This is a genomic window from Burkholderia sp. Bp9004 (assembly GCF_003858025.1).
GTDB classification, from domain to species: domain Bacteria; phylum Pseudomonadota; class Gammaproteobacteria; order Burkholderiales; family Burkholderiaceae; genus Burkholderia; species Burkholderia diffusa.
On the sequence record NZ_QTQD01000040.1, the window covers coordinates 42152 to 59659 of the forward strand.

Genomic DNA, 17508 nt, shown 5'->3' on the forward strand with positions numbered 1-17508 from the left:
GGCCTCACGCCACTTACGAATACGGAATTCAGATGGACGACAATACTTCCGATCTCTTCGCCGGGTCCGATGCACCGGACGCCGAAGCGCTGACGCTCGGCAACTACGCGGAGCAGGCGTACCTCAGCTACGCGGTCAGCGTCGTGAAGAGCCGCGCGCTGCCCGACGTGTGCGACGGCCAGAAGCCGGTGCAGCGCCGGATCCTGTTCGCGATGAACGAAATGGGCCTCGGCCCGGACGCGAAGCCGGTGAAGTCGGCGCGCGTGGTGGGCGACGTGCTCGGTAAATACCACCCGCACGGCGACCAGTCGGCATACGATGCGCTCGTGCGTCTCGCGCAGGATTTCTCGCTGCGCTATCCGCTGATCGACGGGCAGGGCAACTTCGGCTCGCGCGACGGCGACGGCGCGGCAGCGATGCGATACACCGAGGCGAGGCTCACGCCGATCTCGAAGCTGCTGCTCGACGAGATCGACCAGGGCACGGTCGACTTCATGCCGAACTACGACGGCTCGTTCGAGGAACCGAAGACGCTGCCGAGCCGCATGCCGTTCGTGCTGCTGAACGGCGCATCGGGCATCGCGGTGGGTCTCGCGACCGAGATTCCGTCCCACAACCTGCGCGAAGTCGCGGCGGCGGCGGTCGCGTTGATCCGCAATCCGAAGCTCACGCACGCGGAGCTGATGAACCTGATCCCCGGCCCGGACTTCCCGGGCGGCGGCCAGATCATCTCGAGCGACACCGAGATCGCGGCGGCCTATGAAACCGGCCGCGGCAGCCTGAAGGTACGCGCGCGCTGGAAGATCGAGGATCTCGCGCGCGGCCAGTGGCAGCTCGTCGTCACCGAGCTGCCGCCGAACACGTCGGGCCAGAAGGTGCTCGAGGAAATCGAGGAGCTCACCAACCCGAAGCTCAAGCTCGGCAAGAAGACGCTCACGCCCGAGCAGCTCAACACCAAGAAGGCGATGCTCGACCTGCTCGACGCGGTGCGCGACGAGTCGGGCAAGGAAGCGGCGGTGCGGCTCGTGTTCGAGCCGAAGTCGCGCACGATCGACCAGACGGAATTCGTGAACACGCTGCTCGCGTATACGAGCCTCGAGTCGAACGCGACACTGAACCTCGTGATGATCGGCGCCGACGGCCGGCCAGGCCAGAAGGGGCTGCTGACGATCCTCGACGAATGGGTGAAGTTCCGCCAGCTCACGATGACGCGCCGCTGCCGCCATCGTCTCGCGAAGGTCGACGACCGCATCCACATCCTCGAAGGGCGGATGATCGTCTTCCTGAACATCGACGAGGTGATCCGCATCATCCGCGAGTCGGATGAGCCGAAGGCTGCGCTGATGAGCGCGTTTGGCCTGAGCGACCGCCAGGCCGAAGACATTCTCGAAATCCGCCTGCGTCAGCTCGCGCGGCTCGAGAAGATCAAGATCGAGAAGGAACTCGAGGCGCTGCGTGACGAGAAGGCGAAGCTCGAGGAACTGCTCGCGAACGAAAGCGCGATGAAGCGGCTGATGATCAAGGAGATCGAGGCCGACGCGAAGCAGTACGGCGACGACCGCCGCACGCTGATCCAGCAGGAAAAGCGCGCGACGTTCGAGGCGAAGGTCGTCGACGAGCCGGTGACGGTCGTCGTGTCGCAGAAGGGCTGGGTACGTGCGCTGAAGGGGCACGGGCTCGACCCGGCCGGCTTCTCGTTCAAGGCAGGCGATCACCTGTATGCGGCATTCCAGTGCCGCACGCCCGATCGACTGATCGCGTGGGGCAGCAGCGGCCGCGTGTACTCGGTCGACGTGTCGGTGCTGCCGGGCGGGCGCGGCGACGGCGTGCCGGTGACGTCGCTGATCGAGCTCGAATCGGGCTCGCACCTGATGCACTACTACGCAGCGCCGGCCGACCAGCAACTGCTGCTCGCGTCGAGCAACGGCTTCGGCTTCCTCGCGAAGGTCGGCGACATGGTGAGCCGCGTGAAGGCCGGCAAGTCGTTCATGACCATCGATGCGGGCGCGGTGCCGCTCGCGCCGATGCCCGTGCTGCCGAACGCAACGCAGGTCGCGTGCCTGTCGAGCGGCGGTCGACTGCTGGTGTTCGGGATGGACGAGATGAAGACGCTGTCGGGTGGCGGTCGCGGCGTGATCCTGATGGCGCTCGACGACAAGGAAACGCTCGTGCAGGCGCTCGCGATCGACCCGGCCGGCGTCGTGCTGATCGGCACCGGCCGCGGCGGCAAGGCGCAGGACGAAACGCTGTCGTACGCGGGGCTCGCGCCGCACGTCGGCAAGCGTGCGCGCAAGGGCCGCGCGCCGGAAACGAAGCTCAAGGTCGTGAGCGAGCTGCGTCCGCTGCTCGGCTGACGCCGCATCCGTTGGCCGGCTCGACCGGTATCGAAGGCCGCACCTCCGCTTCGGCGGGCGTGCGGCCGATTCTTTTTTGCGCGACGCACCCAGGCAAGCGCGAGTGGCGCCATCACGCGGAACTTGCAAAATATTGTGAAATTCCGCCAGGGGTCTGAACCGAGCGGCTGCGCGCGGGTCGAACGTCGCTCGAGACCGCGCGTGACGCGGCTGTTCGTTGCACTTAACTCATACCAGGATTGCCGCCATGTCCCACGCTGTTGCCGTCGCGCTGTTTCTTCATCTGCTGGCCGTCGCCGTGTGGGTGGGCGGGATGGTCTTCGCGCACTTCTGCCTGCGCCCGGCGCTGTCCGACCTGACGCCGCAGTTGCGACTGCCGCTGATCGAGGGCGTGTTCGGCCGATTCTTCAACTGGGTGTCGGGGTCGGTGATCGTGATCCTGCTGTCCGGCGGTTTCCTGCTCACGGCATTCGGCGGCGCGCACGCGACGTGGACGCTGCATGCGATGGCGGGGCTCGGTGTCGTGATGATGCTGATCTTCGGCCACATCCGCTTCGCGCTGTTCCCGCGCATCCGCCGCGCGGTGCAGGCGCAGAACTGGCCGGACGGCGCGCGCGCGGTGAACACGGTGCGCCTGCTTGTCGTCGTCAACCTCGTGCTCGGCGTCGTGACGATTGGCGCAGCCGTGCTGTCGCGCGGCCTCTGAGCGCGAACGCCTGACCTTGCGGCGCCGTTCGGCGCCTGCCGCCGGCGCGATGCCGCGCGCCGCTATGCGGCCAGCATCGCGTCGAGCAGCCACGCGCCGGCCGGGCCGAGCGGGCGGTTGCGCGACCACACCGCATCGACCCGCACGCGGCGCGGCCAGCCACGCGAGCGCAGCTCGCAGAGGCGCTCGCCCGCGAAGTGCTCGACCATCCAGCGCGGCAGCTCGGCCCAGCCGAACCCCAGCACCGCCATCTCCAGCAGCATCAGGTAGCTCGGCGCGAGCCAGCGCTGCGTGCCGATGACGATCCGGTCGTCGGCGCCGCGATCCTCCGGTTTCACGTACGTGTTGAGGCGCAGCTCGCGCGCGTCGCGCAGCGCAGCATGCGGCACGTCAGCGTCGCCGTAGGCGGCCAGCGCGTGCGTGCGCCCGACGAACAGGCCGATCTCCGATTCCTCCGCCACCGTCGCCGCGCCGATATCGGGCGGGTAGGCGGCGCGCGCGGCCATCAGCCCGAGCTGGGCGCGGCCCTGCTGGATCAGGTCGAGCACGTCCTCGTGTTCGGCAATCTGGCATTCGAGTTCCAGCGTCGGAAAGCGCCGCTCGAGCGCCATCAAGGTTTCCTCGTAACGCTTCGATTGATACGTATCGGACACGACGAGCGTCAGCCGTGCTTCCTCGCCCTGCGCGAGCCGCGCGGCGGTGCGGTCGATCGCCGCGCCGGCCTCCAGTGCGCGTTGCACCTGCGGCAGCAGCGCGCGCCCGGCGTCGGTCAGCGTCGGTGCGCGCGTCGAGCGGTCGAACAACTGCACGCCGAGATCGATCTCGAGGTTCGCGATCGCTTCGGACACCGTCGACTGGCGCTTGCCGAGCTTGCGCGCGGCGGCCGTGAACGAGCCGAGCAGCGCGGCTTCGGCGAAGGCGAGCAGGGCTTCGGGGGCGTGGCGCATGCGCGGGTCTCACGGCGTTATATCGGTAAAACCGATGATATCAAACTGGATTCATGCAGTTCCGCCGATCAAAATGGCCGGCATACGCTTCACAAACGAACTGGAGGGACCCATGAAACAGATGAACAAGACGGTGACGGAGCGCCTCGTTCACGCGCTGACGTTCGAACTGGTGGCGATCGCGCTGTGCGCGCCGATCGGCGCGTGGTTGCTCGACATGCCGGTGTCGCACGTCGGCGTGCTGACGGTGATGGTGTCGCTGATCGCGATGGCCTGGAACATGACGTTCAACACGCTGTTCGACCGTTTCGAGCGCCGCGCCGGCCTCACGCGCACGCTCTGGATGCGGATCGCGCACGCGGTCGTGTTCGAACTCGGCCTGGTCGCAATGGTGGTGCCGGTTGCCGCGTGGTGGCTGAACGTGAGCCTGGTCGAGGCGCTGCTGCTCGACCTCGGCATCGTGCTGTTCTTCCTGCCGTACACGTTCTGCTTCAACCTCGCGTACGACGCGTTGCGTGCCCGCTGGGTCGCACGCCGCGTCGCCGTGCAGGCGAGTTGAACGGCCAGCGGCCGGCGGTGGTGGAGGGCGTGCCGTCAGTGCGCGATGGCGGCCCATAACAGCCACGCGCCGCACACGATCGCGACCGCACCATAGACGGCGTACACGGGCACCTTGAAGCGCGTGAAGCACAGCGTCGCAAACGCGCCCGTGAGCCAGTAGACGGGATCGGCCGGTTCGCGATGGAGAATCCTCACGACGGCGACGACGAGAAAACCCGTCGTTGCCGCGCGCAGCAGGCGCATCCCGTGCTCGAAGCGCGAATGGCGCTTGAGCCGGAGCAGATGGTTCTGCGCGAACGCGACGAGACACCCCGACGGAATGAACAGCGCGGCGGTCGCGAGCAGCGCGCCGGTCCAGCCGTCGGTCAGGTAGCCGAGGAACGGCACGACGTTCAGCAGCGGGCCGGGCGACACCGGCGACAGCGCGAACGCGAGCGTGAAGTCGTGATCGGAGATGCCGGTGGCCGGCGACACGAACAGCGTCTTGAGCACGGGCAGCGCGGAGAAGCCGCCGCCGAACAGCGTCATGCCGGCGCCGGCGAGCCGCGGCCACAGCAGCGTCTCCTGGTAGCCGCCGGGCAGCGGCAGCGCGAACAGCGCGACCAGCGCGGCGAGCAGCACGAGCAGGTTGCGGTCGCGTTTCGACAGCGTGAAGTCGACAGATGCGTGTTGCGGCGGCCCGGTCAGCCAGCCGGCTGCAAACGCAGCGAAGAGAATCCCGACGAAGGCGGCCGGACTATGCGCGAAAGCGAGCAGAATCGTCGATAGCGCGGCGATTGCCTGTTCCAGCCGTGTGCTCGCGAGCGTGCGCAACTGCTTGACCCACGTGACGCCGATCAGTGCGGCGAGCACCATCCCGAAGTGATCGATCAGCATCGGCGCGGCGAGCGAGCGCACGATCGGCGTGCGGTAGAAGATCGCGAACAGCGTCATCAGCACGGAGAACGGCAGCACGCTCGCGATGCCGGCGATCCATGCGCCGGTGCGGCCGTGCAGCGTCTGGCCGACCTGCACCGCGACATTGCAGCCGACGGGGCCTGGCACGAGCCATGCAAGGGCGACGAGATCGGCGAACACGTGCGGCTCGATGCGCTGCAACCGGTCGACGTAGTGGCGTTCGAGCTGCGCCATCATCGAAAGCCCGCCCCAGGACACGGCGGAAATGCCGGCCACGACCTTGAACAAGGCCCATAGGGATGCCCGTGCCTGTTCGACACGTTCGGCCGCTTCGACTTCGACGGTTGTCATGACTGTGCTTTTGGCGCTGGGCCTGGTCTCGCGCGTGGAAACGTGCCGGCGACCCGCCGACACGATGGCCCTCCCGATTGTCCGCCGCGCATCGTGACACTGCCATGCGCGAAAACGCTAGTTCATGAACTAAACAACCGGATCGGAAACCGAAATAATCGGTGTGCTGCGCAACATTGCCGCGCGGGCTGCGGACTCAGGCGCCCGTGCTGCCGGTCGCGCGGTGCGTGAGGACGTTCGGCAGGTCGCCGCGCACGCCGAAGCGTGCGATCAGCGCGGGGACCGCGTCGGCCGGCACGGGGCGCGAGAACAGGAAGCCCTGCGCCTCGATCTCGCCGAGCGCGGACAGCCATGCGATCTGCTCCTCGGTTTCGGTGCCCTCGACGACGACCGTCAGGCCGAGCGAGCGCGCGAGATGCACGATCGACGACACCATCACGCACACGCTGCGATCGTTCGGGATCGCCTGCACGAACGAGCGGTCGACCTTCAGCGTATCGACGGAGAAGCGGTGCAGGTACGACAGCGACGAATAGCCGGTACCGAAATCGTCGAGCGCGACGCGGATGCCGAGCTTCTTCAACGCGACGATCTTCTCGGAGACGAGCTCCGGATATTCCATCATCGCGGTCTCGGTGATCTCGATTTCGAGCCGGTTCGCCTCGATGCCGGTGTCCTGCAGCGCCTGCGAAATCGTCTCGATCAGGTCGCCGCGCCAGAACTGCACCGGCGAGATGTTGACCGCGAGCGTCAGCGTGTCGTGGCCATCGTCGCGCCAGCGCGCGATCTGTTCGCACGCGGTGCGGATCACGAAGTCGCCGATGGGCACGATCAGGCCCGTCGATTCGGCAATCGAAATGAATTCGTTCGCGGAGATGATCCCGTGCTCGGGGTGATCCCAGCGCGCGAGCGCCTCGAAGCCGGTGATCGTGCGGTGCGTCAGGTCGATCTTCGGCTGGTAAGCGAGGAACAGTTGCCCCTCGGCGAGCGCGACGCGCAATTGCTGTTCCCAGCGCATCAGGTGGTCCGCGCGATGCGACAGGTGCGGCGCGTAGAACTGGTAGCAGTTCTTGCCCGCGTCCTTCGCGCTGTACATCGCGAGATCGGCCTTCTTCAGCAGGTCGATCTCGCTTTCGTTCGCGACGGTGTGCAGCGCGATGCCGATGCTCGCGTGCAGCACGAACGAACTGCCGCGCACGTCGAACGACTCGGCGAACATCCGGATGATCGCTTCCGCGAGCCGCACCGCGCGCCGTTCGACGTCGTCGCCCTTCATCACGACGACGAACTCGTCGCCGCCGATCCGTGCAAGCGACCCCTCGTCGCCGACGGCATCCGACAGGCGCGACGCGGTCATCTGCAGCACGATGTCGCCGGCGTTGTGGCCGAGGGTGTCATTGACGGTCTTGAAGTTGTCGAGGTCGATGAACAGCAGGCCCAGCCGCGACAGGCTGGCCGGCATCGACACGTCGTTGCGCAGCCCGCGCAGCGTCGCGTAGCGGTTCGCGAGGCCGGTGAGGAGGTCGTATTCGGCGAGCTGGGTCATCTCGCGCTCGCGGCCGAGCAGCTTGCCGATCAGCCCCGTCGCGACGCCGAAGAACGCGAGCATCGCGAGCGTGATGAAGCTCGTCATCAGCAGATAGACGTTGCGCGTGTGGTAGTAGTCCGCGAATTCTTCGGACTGCGACAGCCCGACCATCACCGCGAGCGGGTAGCCGTCGAGGTGGCGGTACGACACGATGCGCGTCACGCCGTCGATCGGGTCGATGATCGTGCCTGTCACGCGCTCGGAGATCGGGTAGACGCCCGATGCGGAGAACGCGCCGGGTGCGTTGTTGAGCGAGCCGGTGCGCCGCGCGAGCACGGCGCCCGTGTCGGACACCACGGCGATCACGCCTTCCTTGCCGATCGCCGCGTTGTTGTAGAAATCGTTCGTGAAGTAGCTCGGGTCTTCCGACACCACGACGATGCCCGCGAAGCTGCCGTCCGGATTGTTCAGGCGCCGCGTCATCTGCAGCGTCCAGTGGCTCGACACGCGGCCGAGCACGGGCTTGCTGATGTACAGGCGGTCGTCGTTGTGCGCGAGGTGGACCTTGAAGTGCTCGCGGTCGGCCAGGTTGATCGGCTTCGGATGGAGTTCGGCCGTGTTCGCGAACAGGATGCCCTTCGCGTTGACGAGCGAAACCTGGATCAGCGTGTCGCTCGGCACGACGCCTTTTTCGACCGCGCTCGCGAGGTTGAAGCGCGCGGGCGATTTCTCGAATTCGAACTTGACGAAGCGGGTGATCTGGTCGACCTGGTGGATCGCCTTGACCGTGTGCTGTTCGAGCGCCGACGACAGGATCGCCGCCGAGGCCGCCGCTTCCTTGTACGCGCTGTCCTTTTCGACCGACAACCGCGCGACGATCACCGCCCACAGCAGCGCAAGCGCCAGCATCCCGAGCAGCGGGATCGCGAACAGCGCGCGCCGGCGCGACTTGCGCGGCGCGCGCAGCGGTCGGGTCGGCGGCGTGTGGTTTGACCGGGCGGAGCTCATCTGAGAGGGCGGCGTCCTGCTCGCATGCGTCATCCGTCTGGATGGCTGGCTATGGTTCGGGTTGTCCCGACGTCTGTTCGTTCGCGGGACACGCAACCATGGACAGACCTCCGAAACAACGGATTAGGCCCGATATTACTGGCTGGAACGCTTTTGCGATAGTTGGGCGAATCGTAGGGGCGCCGGACGGGCCGGCGCCATCGCACATCGCGAAATGTTAAACAGGAGACCGGAAGGTGCCGTCGACGACCGTGACGACGTGGCCGCCGATCCACGTGGTGCCGTCTTCGTCATAACTGACGGAGATGCGGCCGTCGCGGCCGATCGCCGTACCCTGGCGGGCCGTGTACGACTGGCCGGGGCGGCGCTCCTGCCGTGTCAGCAGCCCGGCCAGCGCCGCGTTGGCGCTGCCGGTGACCGGGTCCTCGCCGAAGCCGAAGTTGCCGCCCGTCATCAGGCAGCGGATTTCGAATGTCGCGGGGCCGCCTTCGGCATGCGGCGCGTAGACGGCGAGGCCGTCCACGCCATAGCGGCGCGTGAGTGCCTCCAGTGCGACCGGATCGGGCGACAGGCCGACGCATGCGTCGGCCGACTTCAGTCGCACGACCAGCCACGGCGCGCCGTTGTCCACCGCACACGGCTCGGCTTCCAGATCGATCGAGTCACTGCGCAACGCGGCAGCCAGCGCCGCGTAGTCCGAACGGTCGAGCGGCGTGACGCGGGCCGGCGGCGCGGCGAACGCCCAGCCGCCGGCCTGCTCGCGCAGCGCGACCCGGCCGACCCCGCACTGCTGGATCAGCCGGCCCGGCGTGCGTGGCCGCGCGCCGCTTTCCAGGAACGCATGCGCGGTGCCGAGCGTCGGATGGCCGGCGAACGGCAGTTCACCGGCCGTCGTGAAGATCCGCACGCGGTAGTCGGCGTCCGGATCGGTCGGCGTGCAGACGAACGTCGTTTCCGACAGGTTCGTCCAGCGGGCGATCTCGAGCATGGCGTCGTCGCCGAGCGAATCGGCGTCGAACACGACGGCGAGCGGGTTGCCCTTGAACGGCACCGACGTGAAGACGTCGACCTGCTTGAAGCGGACGAGACGACCGGTCATATCGATGCGCCCGTTACGCGACTTCGGCGATCAGTTCGATCTCGACGCACGCGCCGAGCGGAATCTGCGCGACGCCGAACGCCGAACGCGCGTGCTTGCCTGCGTCGCCGAACACTTCGGCGATCAGTTCCGACGCACCGTTCGTCACGATGTGCTGTTCGGTGAAGTCGAGCGTCGAGTTGACGAGGCTCATCAGCTTCACGATGCGCGTGACCTTGTTCAGGTCGCCCGTGTGCGCGTGCAGCGTCGCGAGCAGGTCGATCGCGATCGAGCGTGCGGCCGCCTTGCCGTCTTCCGTCTGCAGATCCGCGCCGAGCTTGCCGGCCCAGACCTTGCCGTCCTTCTTCGCGATGTGGCCCGACAGGTAGACCGTGTTGCCGCTTTGCGCGCTCATCACGTAGGCGGCGGCGGGTGCGCCGGCGGTCGGGAGTTCGATGCCGAGCGACTTCAGTTTGTCGTAGACGTTAGCCATGTGTTCGATTCCTCGTTGAGAGTCGTGACAGGAAAAAGGGGATCAGAGACGCTCGCGCAGCAGCTTGCCGAGGCGCGCGACGCCTTCCTCGATCTTCTCCGGCGGCACCGTCACGAACGACAGGCGCAGCGTGTTCTGCTGCGGGTCGTTCGCGAAGAACGGCGCGCCCGGCACGAAGGCGACGTGGTTGGCGACCGCGGCCTCGAGCAGCTTCATGCTGTCGATCTGCGCGGGCAGATTGACCCAGATGAACATGCCGCCGTCCGGGCGGTTCCACGTGACGCCTTCCGGCATGTGGCGCGCGAGCGACGCGAGCATCGCCTCGCATTGCGCGCCGTACAGCTGGCGGATCGTCGGGATGTGCTCGTCGAGGAAGCCGTCCTTGATCACTTCGTGCGCGATGCGCTGCGTGAGCGTCGGCGTGTGCAGGTCGGTGGCCTGCTTGGCTTGCACGAGCTTGAAGTGGAGCTCCTCGGGGGCAATGATGTAGCCGATCCGCAGGCCCGGCGCGAGCACCTTCGAGAACGTGCCGAGGTGCACGATATGGTCGGGCGCCATCGACAGCATCGTCGGCAGCGGTTCGCCCTGGTAGTTCAGTGCGCCGTACGGGTCGTCTTCCAGCACCGGGAACGGGCTCGACTGCGCGAACGCGGCGAGCGCGCGACGGCGCTCGACGGGCAGGCGGCGGCCGGTCGGGTTCTGGAAGTTCGGCTGCGCGTACAGCAGGCGCGCACCTTGCGTCAGGTCGGGCGTGAGGCCTTCGGGCAGCAGGCCCAGCTCGTCGGTCGGCACCTGCACGTAGCGGGGCTCGTACAGCGAGAACGACTGCAGCGCGCCGAGGTAGGTCGGGGTTTCGACGAGGATCGGGCTGTCCGGATCGATCAGCGCCTTGCCGAGCAGGTCGAGCGCCTGCTGCGAGCCGGTCGTGATCAGCACCTGCGACACGCGCACGCTGTAGCGCTCGGCGATCCATTCGCGCAGCGGCAGGTAGCCTTCGGTTGCGCTGTACTGGAGTGCGGCGGCGGGCGCATCGCGCAGCACGCGGTCGGCCGCGGCGCGCATGCGTTCGGCCGGGAACGTCGCGGGAGCGGGCAGGCCGCCTGCGAACGAGATGACCTCGGGGCGTTCCGTGACCTTCAGGATCTCGCGGATCGCAGAGCTCGTCAGCTTGCGGGCGCGTTCGGAAAGCTGCCAGTGCGGCGGATGCAGGTCGCTCGGATTCATAGTCTCCTCGTTCGGATATCGTGGTCAGTCAAGAAAGGTCGATCGGGCTGATCGCGTCGACGCGGCCGGGTGGGCGCGCGGGAGCGCGATCGGGCCGTCGCGGCCGGGTGGGCAAAACCGTTCAGGCAAAACGGACATTATGGCGCACCTCATCAACCGGCGCGAGCGGCGCGCGGGGCCGTGGCCACCGCCGAGCGCCGGCCCAGCATCACGGTCGCGATCACGGCGGCCGCGAACAGCCAGGTCGACGGCGTCACCGTCTCGCCGAACAGCAGCGCGGAAAAGGCGATCGTGAAGAAGATCTGCAGCAGCTGCACCTGGCCGACCCGCGCGATGCCGCCCATGGCGAGCCCGGCGTACCACGCGAAAAAGCCGATGAATTGCGAAAAAAGGGTCACGTAGCCGAATGCAAGCCACGTGCGCAACGCGAGCGGGGCAGGGTGCGCGACGTGCTGCGTCCACGCGAGCCAGCCGACCGGCAGCACCAGGAACGGCGCGGACACGACGAGCGCCCAGCAGATCACCTGCCAGCCGCCGATCTGGCGCGCGAGGCGCGCGCCTTCCGCGTAGCCGAGCGCGCCGATGCCGACCGCGACGAGCATCAGTGCGTCGCCGGCCTGCACCGTGCCGCCGCCGTCACGCAGCGCGAACGCGATCACGAGCGCGCTGCCCGCCAGCGCGCTGGCCCAGAACGCCTTCGACGGCCGCTCGTGCGACAGCCACGCCGCGTACAGCGCGACGAACAGCGGCTGCAGCCCGTTGACGACCGCGCCGTGCGAGGCCGGCACGGTTTTCATCGCCCAGGCGGAGAACACCGGATACGCGATGATCACGCCGGCCGACACGACCGCGAGGCTTTTCAGCTGCGCGCGGGTCGGCAGCCGTTCGCGGCGCCACCACAGCAGCAGGCCGGCCGGCACCGACGCGGCGAGCGCGCGGCCGAGCCCGTTCAGCAGCGGGTTGAGTTCGGAGACGACGATACGTGTCATCGGCAGCGTCAGGCTGAAGATCATCACGCCGATGAGGCCGAGCAGCATGCCCCGGGTTTCGCGCGAATTCATGAAATGGGTGTCTCCGTATTGCGGGGTTCGTGTAATCGGGGGGGGCGGCAGGGGCGTTCAGCGCAGCGTGCGTGTGCCCTGCGGCGTGTCGAATTCGGCGACGAGCGCCGGCGGGCCGTCGCCGGTGTCGAGGTCGAGCAGATGGCCGGCGCCGAGCCAGTCGAGCTGCTCGCGGATGACGTCCGCATGCGGGTGGATGCCCTTGAGCGCTTTCAGTGCGACGCCGTCGTTCGGCAGCGATTCGGCCGGATGGCGCGGGCTGTCCCACTGGATCAGCGATGGCACGAGGCCGTCGCCGACGCCTTGCCACGCGGGAAACGCGCCGTCGTCGGGCACCGTGAGACCCCAGCTCAGGTCGCCGCGCCGCATCGCGACGACCGGCGCGATGCGCGCCGGGTACTGACTTTGCCACATCGCGAGCTGGCGCGGGCGGTCGACGCGCGCGACCCAGTGAGCGAGAAACGGGCCCTGGGCGAGCCGTGCGTGCATCGCCGGATCGTCGAGCGCGAACAGCCGCGCGCGCGGCGGCGTGGCGCCGTCGTCTGGGGCGGGTGCGTCGGGGTCGATCGCGATCACTTCGAGATAGAGCCCGCCCCAGGCGCCGAACAGCGCATTGTGGGTCCGCATCAGCGGGTGGCGGCCGCCGCCGGCCGGCTCGATGCCGAGCGAAGCGGCGACATGGCGCACGCCTTCGTCGAGCGTGCGCGCGGCGATCACGAGATGGTCGAGGGTCAGGGAGCGGGCTGGCATGAACGTCGGTCGGGAAGCGAAAGTGTCATGGTGGGCGGGCGATGCGCCGGACGGTTGCGGAACCGGCCGGTGCCCGGGCCGCGATGCAGGCCCGGCGGTGCGGCACCACGTGCGGCAAGGCCGCGACGGCAGCCGCACGATCGCCATTCGTGCCAACTGTAATCGTCGGCACCGGCACAGTAACGGTACAATCGGCGCGATAGCCTTCGGTACAGTTGGAGCAGCCACCACCCATGTCCACCGTCCCACTCGCCCAGATTCCCGCGCCGCACGATACGGCCACGCTCACGCTCGTCGACCAGCTCGTCCAATGGGCGCGGCGCCGAATCGACGAACGCGTGTTCCGGCCCGGCATGCGGATGCCGTCGATCCGCAAGCTCGCGCTCGACAAGAGCGTGTCGCGCTTTACCGTGGTGGAAGCGTACGAACGGCTCGTCGCGCAGGGCTACCTCGACTCGCGGCGCGGCTCGGGTTTCTACGTGCGCGAGCGCACGGCCACCGGCCCGCAGCCGGCCGACAACGTGGTGCGCGTGGCCGAGGCCGCGCCCGTGCACAACACGATCGACGTCGTCTGGCTGCTGCGCAACATGCTGCACACCGTCAGTCCGGAAAAAGGGCCGGGTCTCGGCTACTTGCCGGGCCGCTGGCTCGACGGCGAGCTGATCACTGGCGCGCTGCGCGCGCTCGGGCGCCAGTCCGGCGCGCAGATGCTCGGTTTCGGTACCGCGCAAGGCTTCCTGCCGCTGCGCCAGCAATTGCAGACGCGGCTCGCGGAAGTCGAGATCGGCGCGAAGCCCGAGCAGCTCGTGCTGGTGTCGGGCATCACGCAGGCGATCGACCTGATCTCGCGGATCTACGTGCGGCCCGGCGATGCGGTGATCGTCGGCGATCCCGCGTGGTTCCAGATGTTCGGCCGCTTCGCGTCGCAGGGCGCGCAACTGGTCGGCATGCCCTACACGCCCGACGGCCCCGATCTCGACGCGCTGGAAACGCTCGTGCAGATGTGGCGGCCGAAGATGCTCGTGATCAATTCGGTGCTGCAGAACCCGACCGGCACGTCGCTGTCGGCCGCGCAGGCGTTCCGGATCCTGAAGCTCGCGGAGGCGTACGACTTCCTCGTCGTCGAGGACGACGTGTACGGCGACCTGTGCCCGCCGAGCTATCCGGCCACGCGGCTCGCGAGTCTCGACCAGCTGAAGCGCGTGATCTACCTGGGCAGCTATTCGAAGACGCTCGCGGCGAATTTGCGGGTCGGCTATGTCGCCTGCGCACCGGAGATCGCGAAGGCGGTCACCGACCAGAAGATGCTGGTCGGCATGACGACGCCGGAGCTCAACGAGCGCGTCTTGTACAAGATCCTGACCGAAGGGCATTACCGGCGCCACGTCGAGCGGCTGCGCGCGCGGCTCGACGGCGTGCGCGACAAGACCGCGCGGATGCTCGAGCGTACCGGGTTGCGGCTCTTCACGATGCCGGCGGCGGGGATGTTCCTGTGGGCCGACACGGGCGTCGATTCGGACGCGCTCGCGGCCGCCGCGCACGAGGAAGGGTTCCTGCTGACGCCGGGGAGCCTGTTCTCGCCGCAGCAGTCGTCGTCGACCTGGACGCGCTTCAACGTCGCGAACTGCGGCGATCCGGCACTGCCGGGGTTTCTTGCGCGCTATATCGAAGCGGCGGCGCGGCGCGCGTCGTGACGCGGGGCGGCAGGCCGCCCCTTGAAATCCGCTCGCCCGTCCCCAGATACCCGCGCGAACCGCTTGCGCCAGGCGGTCGTCCTTGACGGGCTCGCCGGCATCGCGCGCCGGCCGCCCGCGCCACACCATTCAAGTTCATGTAAGAGGAAACAGCATCCATGGCACACGAAACGATGAGCTTTCAGGCAGAGGTCAAGCAACTCCTCCACCTGATGATTCATTCGCTCTACAGCAACAAGGAAATCTTCCTGCGCGAACTGGTGTCGAACGCGTCCGACGCGGCCGACAAGCTGCGTTTCGAAGGGCTCGCGGACAACGCGCTGTACGAGAACGATCCGAACCTGCGCATCCGCATCGGCTACGACAAGGCCGCCCGCACGATCACGATCGACGACAACGGCATCGGCATGAGCCGCGACGAGGCGATCGCGAACCTCGGCACGATCGCGCGTTCGGGCACCAAGGAATTCTTCACGAAGCTGTCCGGTGACCAGCAGAAGGACGCGGCGCTGATCGGCCAGTTCGGCGTCGGCTTCTACTCGGGCTTCATCGTCGCGGACAAGATCACCGTCGAGACGCGCCGCGCGGGCCTGCCGGCGAACGAAGCCGTGCGCTGGGAAAGCGCGGGCGAGGGCGATTTCACGATCGACGCGATCGAGCGCGCGCAACGCGGCACGACGATCACGCTGCACCTGCGCGAAGGCGAGGACGAACTGCTGTCGTCGCACCGCTTGAAGTCGATCATCCAGAAGTATTCCGATCACATCGCGCTGCCGATCCTGATGCAGAAGGAAGAGTGGGATCAGGAAAAGGGCGAGATGGTCCTGAAGTACGAGGACGAGACCGTCAACCAGGCGAGCGCGCTCTGGACGCGTTCGAAGAGCGACGTCACGGACGAGCAGTACACGCAGTTCTACCAGCATATCGCGCACGACCACCAGGATCCGCTCACGTGGACGCACAACCGCGTCGAGGGCCGCAGCGAATACACGCAGCTGCTGTTCGTGCCGGCGCATGCGCCGTTCGACCTGTGGAACCGCGATTACCGCGGCGGCCTGAAGCTGTACGTGAAGCGCGTGTTCATCATGGACGACGCCGAGCAGCTGCTGCCGCAATACCTGCGCTTCGTGAAGGGCGTCGTCGATTCGGCCGACCTGCCGCTGAACGTGTCGCGTGAAATCCTGCAGGAAAGCCGCGACGTGAAGGCGATCCGCGAAGGCGTGACCAAGCGCGCGCTGTCGATGCTCGAGGAACTCGCGAACGCGGAAGAGGACGCCGGCAAGGAGAAGTACAAGACGTTCTGGAGCGCGTTCGGCCAGGTGCTGAAGGAAGGTCTGGGCGAGGATCACGCGAACCGCGAGCGGATCGCGAAGCTGCTGCGCTTCGCCTCGACGCACGGCGACACCGACGCGCAGGACGTGTCGCTCGCCGACTACGTGTCGCGCATGAAGCCCGAGCAGAGCAAGATCTACTACGTGACTGCCGATACGTGGCAGGCCGCGAAGAACAGCCCGCACCTGGAAGTGTTCCGCAAGAAGGGTGTCGAGGTGCTGCTGCTGACCGATCGCGTCGACGAATGGATGCTGTCGTTCCTGCATGAATTCGACGGCAAGCCGCTCGCGAGCGTGGCCCGCGGCGATCTCGACCTCGGCGAGCTGAACGACGAGGAAAAGAAGGCGCAGGAGCAGGCGGGCGAGGCGATCAAGCCGGTCGTCGAGAAGATGAAGGAAGCGCTCGGTGACAAGGTGAAGGAAGTGCGCGTCACGTTCCGCCTGACCGATTCGCCGTCGTGCCTCGTCGCGGACGATAACGACATGAGCGGTTACCTGCAGCGGATGCTGAAGGCGGCCGGCCAGAACGCGCCGGCGATGCAGCCGATTCTCGAGATCAATCCTGAGCACGCGCTCGTGAAGCAGCTGAACACCGACAGCGCCAACTTCGGCGACTGGTGCCACCTGCTGTTCGACCAGGCGTTGCTGGCCGAAGGCGGGATGCTCGACGATCCGGCGAGCTTCGTGAAGCGGACCAACGCGCTGCTGCTGTCGCGCTCCGCGTGAACGCGCGGATGCGATTCGACGGCGCGCGGGCGGGCTGGCGCGAAACGCCCCGGCCCGGCTGCACGCTCGACCAGCGTGACTGGCTGACGCGCGGTGGTTCGTTGACCGCGCATCTGGCGCGGCTCGGCGGTGTGAGCGTGCGCGTGACGCGCGAGGCCGTCGACTGCGCGTGGTTCGACGAACCGGACGCGCTCGACAGTGCGCCGCGCGCGCCGATGTGGGTGCGCGAGGTGATCCTGTCGGTCGACGGCATGCCGTACGTCGCCGCGCACAGCATCGCGCCGCTTGCCGCCAGCAAGGGCGTGTGGCAGGCGATGCGGCGGTTGCGCACGCGGCCGCTCGCGGAGCTGCTGTACAGCGATCCGCAAGTCGAACGCTCCACGCTCGTCAGCCGGCGCGTGATCGCCGGTCATCCACTGTATGCGCTCGCGAGCCATGCGTTGCAGGGTGCGCGGGCGCCGCATGCGTTCGCCGCGCGGCGCTCGGTGTTCCAGCGGCACGGCAAGCCGTTGATGGTCACCGAGTGCATGCTGCCTGCGCTGTGGCGCCATCTCGATGCGCACGGCGACGGGCCGCGATCCGTCGGGCCGCGCGGGGCGGCGTGATGCTGCAGGGCTTTGGGCCGGTCGTCGCGCCGCATACGCACACGATGATCCTCGGCAGCTTTCCGGGCGAGGCGTCGCTCGATGCGGCGCAGTACTACGCGCATCCGCGCAACCAGTTCTGGCGGTTGCTCGGTGCCGTGCTCGGCGAGCCGGGGCTGCACGAGCTTGTGTACGACGCGCGGCTCGAGCGCGTG

The 17508-nt window shown here is 67.7% G+C and carries 14 protein-coding genes and 1 pseudogene; 7 read left to right on the forward strand and 8 right to left on the reverse strand.

What is annotated here, in order from left to right:
* The first annotated feature begins 32 nt into the window (after positions 1-32).
* Together parC and DIE08_RS31330 are read left to right on the forward strand one after the other, a co-directional pair.
* Positions 33-2354 (forward strand): DNA topoisomerase IV subunit A, encoded by a 2322-nt coding sequence (gene parC / locus DIE08_RS31325; RefSeq protein WP_124626753.1) that lies wholly within the window; start codon positions 33-35, stop codon positions 2352-2354.
* 247 nt (positions 2355-2601) lie between these two features.
* Positions 2602-3060 carry a CopD family protein gene (locus DIE08_RS31330; protein WP_059600346.1) on the forward strand — a complete coding sequence of 153 codons (459 nt, stop codon included), beginning with the start codon at positions 2602-2604 and terminating at the stop codon, positions 3058-3060.
* 62 nt (positions 3061-3122) lie between these two features.
* On the opposite strand, the gene DIE08_RS31335 is transcribed toward DIE08_RS31330, so the two are convergent.
* Complete coding sequence (locus DIE08_RS31335; RefSeq protein WP_124905502.1) at positions 3123-4007, reverse strand: LysR family transcriptional regulator; 885 nt, start codon at positions 4005-4007, stop codon at positions 3123-3125.
* 112 nt (positions 4008-4119) lie between these two features.
* Between DIE08_RS31335 and DIE08_RS31340 the strand changes: the two genes are divergently transcribed.
* Complete coding sequence (locus tag DIE08_RS31340; protein ID WP_124905504.1) at positions 4120-4566, forward strand: multidrug/biocide efflux PACE transporter; 447 nt, start codon at positions 4120-4122, stop codon at positions 4564-4566.
* A gap of 35 nt (positions 4567-4601) precedes the next feature.
* Here the strand turns inward: DIE08_RS31340 and DIE08_RS31345 are convergent, their stop codons facing one another.
* The 7 genes from DIE08_RS31345 to DIE08_RS31375 form a co-directional block, all read right to left on the reverse strand.
* Positions 4602-5816: a chromate transporter gene (locus DIE08_RS31345; protein ID WP_124905506.1), complete on the reverse strand. Its 1215-nt coding sequence runs from the start codon at positions 5814-5816 to the stop codon at positions 4602-4604.
* 196 nt (positions 5817-6012) lie between these two features.
* Positions 6013-8352 (reverse strand): EAL domain-containing protein, encoded by a 2340-nt coding sequence (locus DIE08_RS31350; protein WP_124626759.1) that lies wholly within the window; start codon positions 8350-8352, stop codon positions 6013-6015.
* A 217-nt stretch (positions 8353-8569) separates the two neighbouring features.
* Positions 8570-9451, reverse strand: coding sequence for a PhzF family phenazine biosynthesis protein (locus DIE08_RS31355; protein ID WP_124905508.1), 882 nt, complete (start codon positions 9449-9451; stop codon positions 8570-8572).
* Between the two features lie 13 nt (positions 9452-9464).
* On the reverse strand, positions 9465-9923 hold the full coding sequence (locus tag DIE08_RS31360) for a RidA family protein (RefSeq protein ID WP_034208050.1): 459 nt from the start codon (positions 9921-9923) through the stop codon (positions 9465-9467).
* A gap of 42 nt (positions 9924-9965) precedes the next feature.
* The gene (locus tag DIE08_RS31365) at positions 9966-11147 is read right to left on the reverse strand and encodes a PLP-dependent aminotransferase family protein (RefSeq protein WP_059600352.1); all 1182 of its coding nucleotides are present in this window, start codon (positions 11145-11147) and stop codon (positions 9966-9968) included.
* A gap of 152 nt (positions 11148-11299) precedes the next feature.
* On the reverse strand, positions 11300-12208 hold the full coding sequence (locus DIE08_RS31370; protein WP_124626763.1) for a DMT family transporter: 909 nt from the start codon (positions 12206-12208) through the stop codon (positions 11300-11302).
* A 57-nt stretch (positions 12209-12265) separates the two neighbouring features.
* Positions 12266-12958 carry a VOC family protein gene (locus DIE08_RS31375; protein ID WP_124905510.1) on the reverse strand — a complete coding sequence of 231 codons (693 nt, stop codon included), beginning with the start codon at positions 12956-12958 and terminating at the stop codon, positions 12266-12268.
* Between the two features lie 233 nt (positions 12959-13191).
* Between DIE08_RS31375 and DIE08_RS31385 the strand changes: the two genes are divergently transcribed.
* From DIE08_RS31385 to DIE08_RS31400, 4 genes and pseudogenes are all read left to right on the forward strand, one after another.
* A complete protein-coding gene (locus DIE08_RS31385; RefSeq protein WP_059600355.1) occupies positions 13192-14652 on the forward strand; it encodes a PLP-dependent aminotransferase family protein in 1461 nt (486 codons plus the stop codon).
* Between the two features lie 158 nt (positions 14653-14810).
* The gene (gene htpG / locus DIE08_RS31390) at positions 14811-16709 is read left to right on the forward strand and encodes a molecular chaperone HtpG (RefSeq protein WP_124905512.1); all 1899 of its coding nucleotides are present in this window, start codon (positions 14811-14813) and stop codon (positions 16707-16709) included.
* An 8-nt stretch (positions 16710-16717) separates the two neighbouring features.
* Positions 16718-17314, forward strand: a complete 597-nt coding sequence (locus tag DIE08_RS31395) for a chorismate lyase (protein ID WP_124905514.1) — start codon at positions 16718-16720, stop codon at positions 17312-17314.
* Positions 17314-17508 (forward strand): annotated as a pseudogene (locus DIE08_RS31400) (DNA-deoxyinosine glycosylase); the annotation flags it as partial. The gene DIE08_RS31395 and the pseudogene DIE08_RS31400, both read left to right, overlap by 1 nt.

What these genes read in the sequence shown, in the direction of transcription:
- DIE08_RS31360 (WP_034208050.1), bottom strand. Translation starts at nt 9,923, where the DNA reads ATGGCTAACGTCTACGACAAACTGAAGTCGCTCGGCATCGAACTCCCG.
- DIE08_RS31345 (WP_124905506.1), bottom strand. Translation starts at nt 5,816, where the DNA reads ATGACAACCGTCGAAGTCGAAGCGGCCGAACGTGTCGAACAGGCACGG.
- htpG (WP_124905512.1), top strand. Translation starts at nt 14,811, where the DNA reads ATGGCACACGAAACGATGAGCTTTCAGGCAGAGGTCAAGCAACTCCTC.
- DIE08_RS31395 (WP_124905514.1), top strand. Translation starts at nt 16,718, where the DNA reads ATGCGATTCGACGGCGCGCGGGCGGGCTGGCGCGAAACGCCCCGGCCC.
- DIE08_RS31385 (WP_059600355.1), top strand. Translation starts at nt 13,192, where the DNA reads ATGTCCACCGTCCCACTCGCCCAGATTCCCGCGCCGCACGATACGGCC.
- DIE08_RS31340 (WP_124905504.1), top strand. Translation starts at nt 4,120, where the DNA reads ATGAAACAGATGAACAAGACGGTGACGGAGCGCCTCGTTCACGCGCTG.
- DIE08_RS31350 (WP_124626759.1), bottom strand. Translation starts at nt 8,352, where the DNA reads ATGAGCTCCGCCCGGTCAAACCACACGCCGCCGACCCGACCGCTGCGC.
- parC (WP_124626753.1), top strand. Translation starts at nt 33, where the DNA reads ATGGACGACAATACTTCCGATCTCTTCGCCGGGTCCGATGCACCGGAC.
- DIE08_RS31370 (WP_124626763.1), bottom strand. Translation starts at nt 12,208, where the DNA reads ATGAATTCGCGCGAAACCCGGGGCATGCTGCTCGGCCTCATCGGCGTG.
- DIE08_RS31375 (WP_124905510.1), bottom strand. Translation starts at nt 12,958, where the DNA reads ATGCCAGCCCGCTCCCTGACCCTCGACCATCTCGTGATCGCCGCGCGC.
- DIE08_RS31365 (WP_059600352.1), bottom strand. Translation starts at nt 11,147, where the DNA reads ATGAATCCGAGCGACCTGCATCCGCCGCACTGGCAGCTTTCCGAACGC.
- DIE08_RS31335 (WP_124905502.1), bottom strand. Translation starts at nt 4,007, where the DNA reads ATGCGCCACGCCCCCGAAGCCCTGCTCGCCTTCGCCGAAGCCGCGCTG.
- DIE08_RS31330 (WP_059600346.1), top strand. Translation starts at nt 2,602, where the DNA reads ATGTCCCACGCTGTTGCCGTCGCGCTGTTTCTTCATCTGCTGGCCGTC.
- DIE08_RS31355 (WP_124905508.1), bottom strand. Translation starts at nt 9,451, where the DNA reads ATGACCGGTCGTCTCGTCCGCTTCAAGCAGGTCGACGTCTTCACGTCG.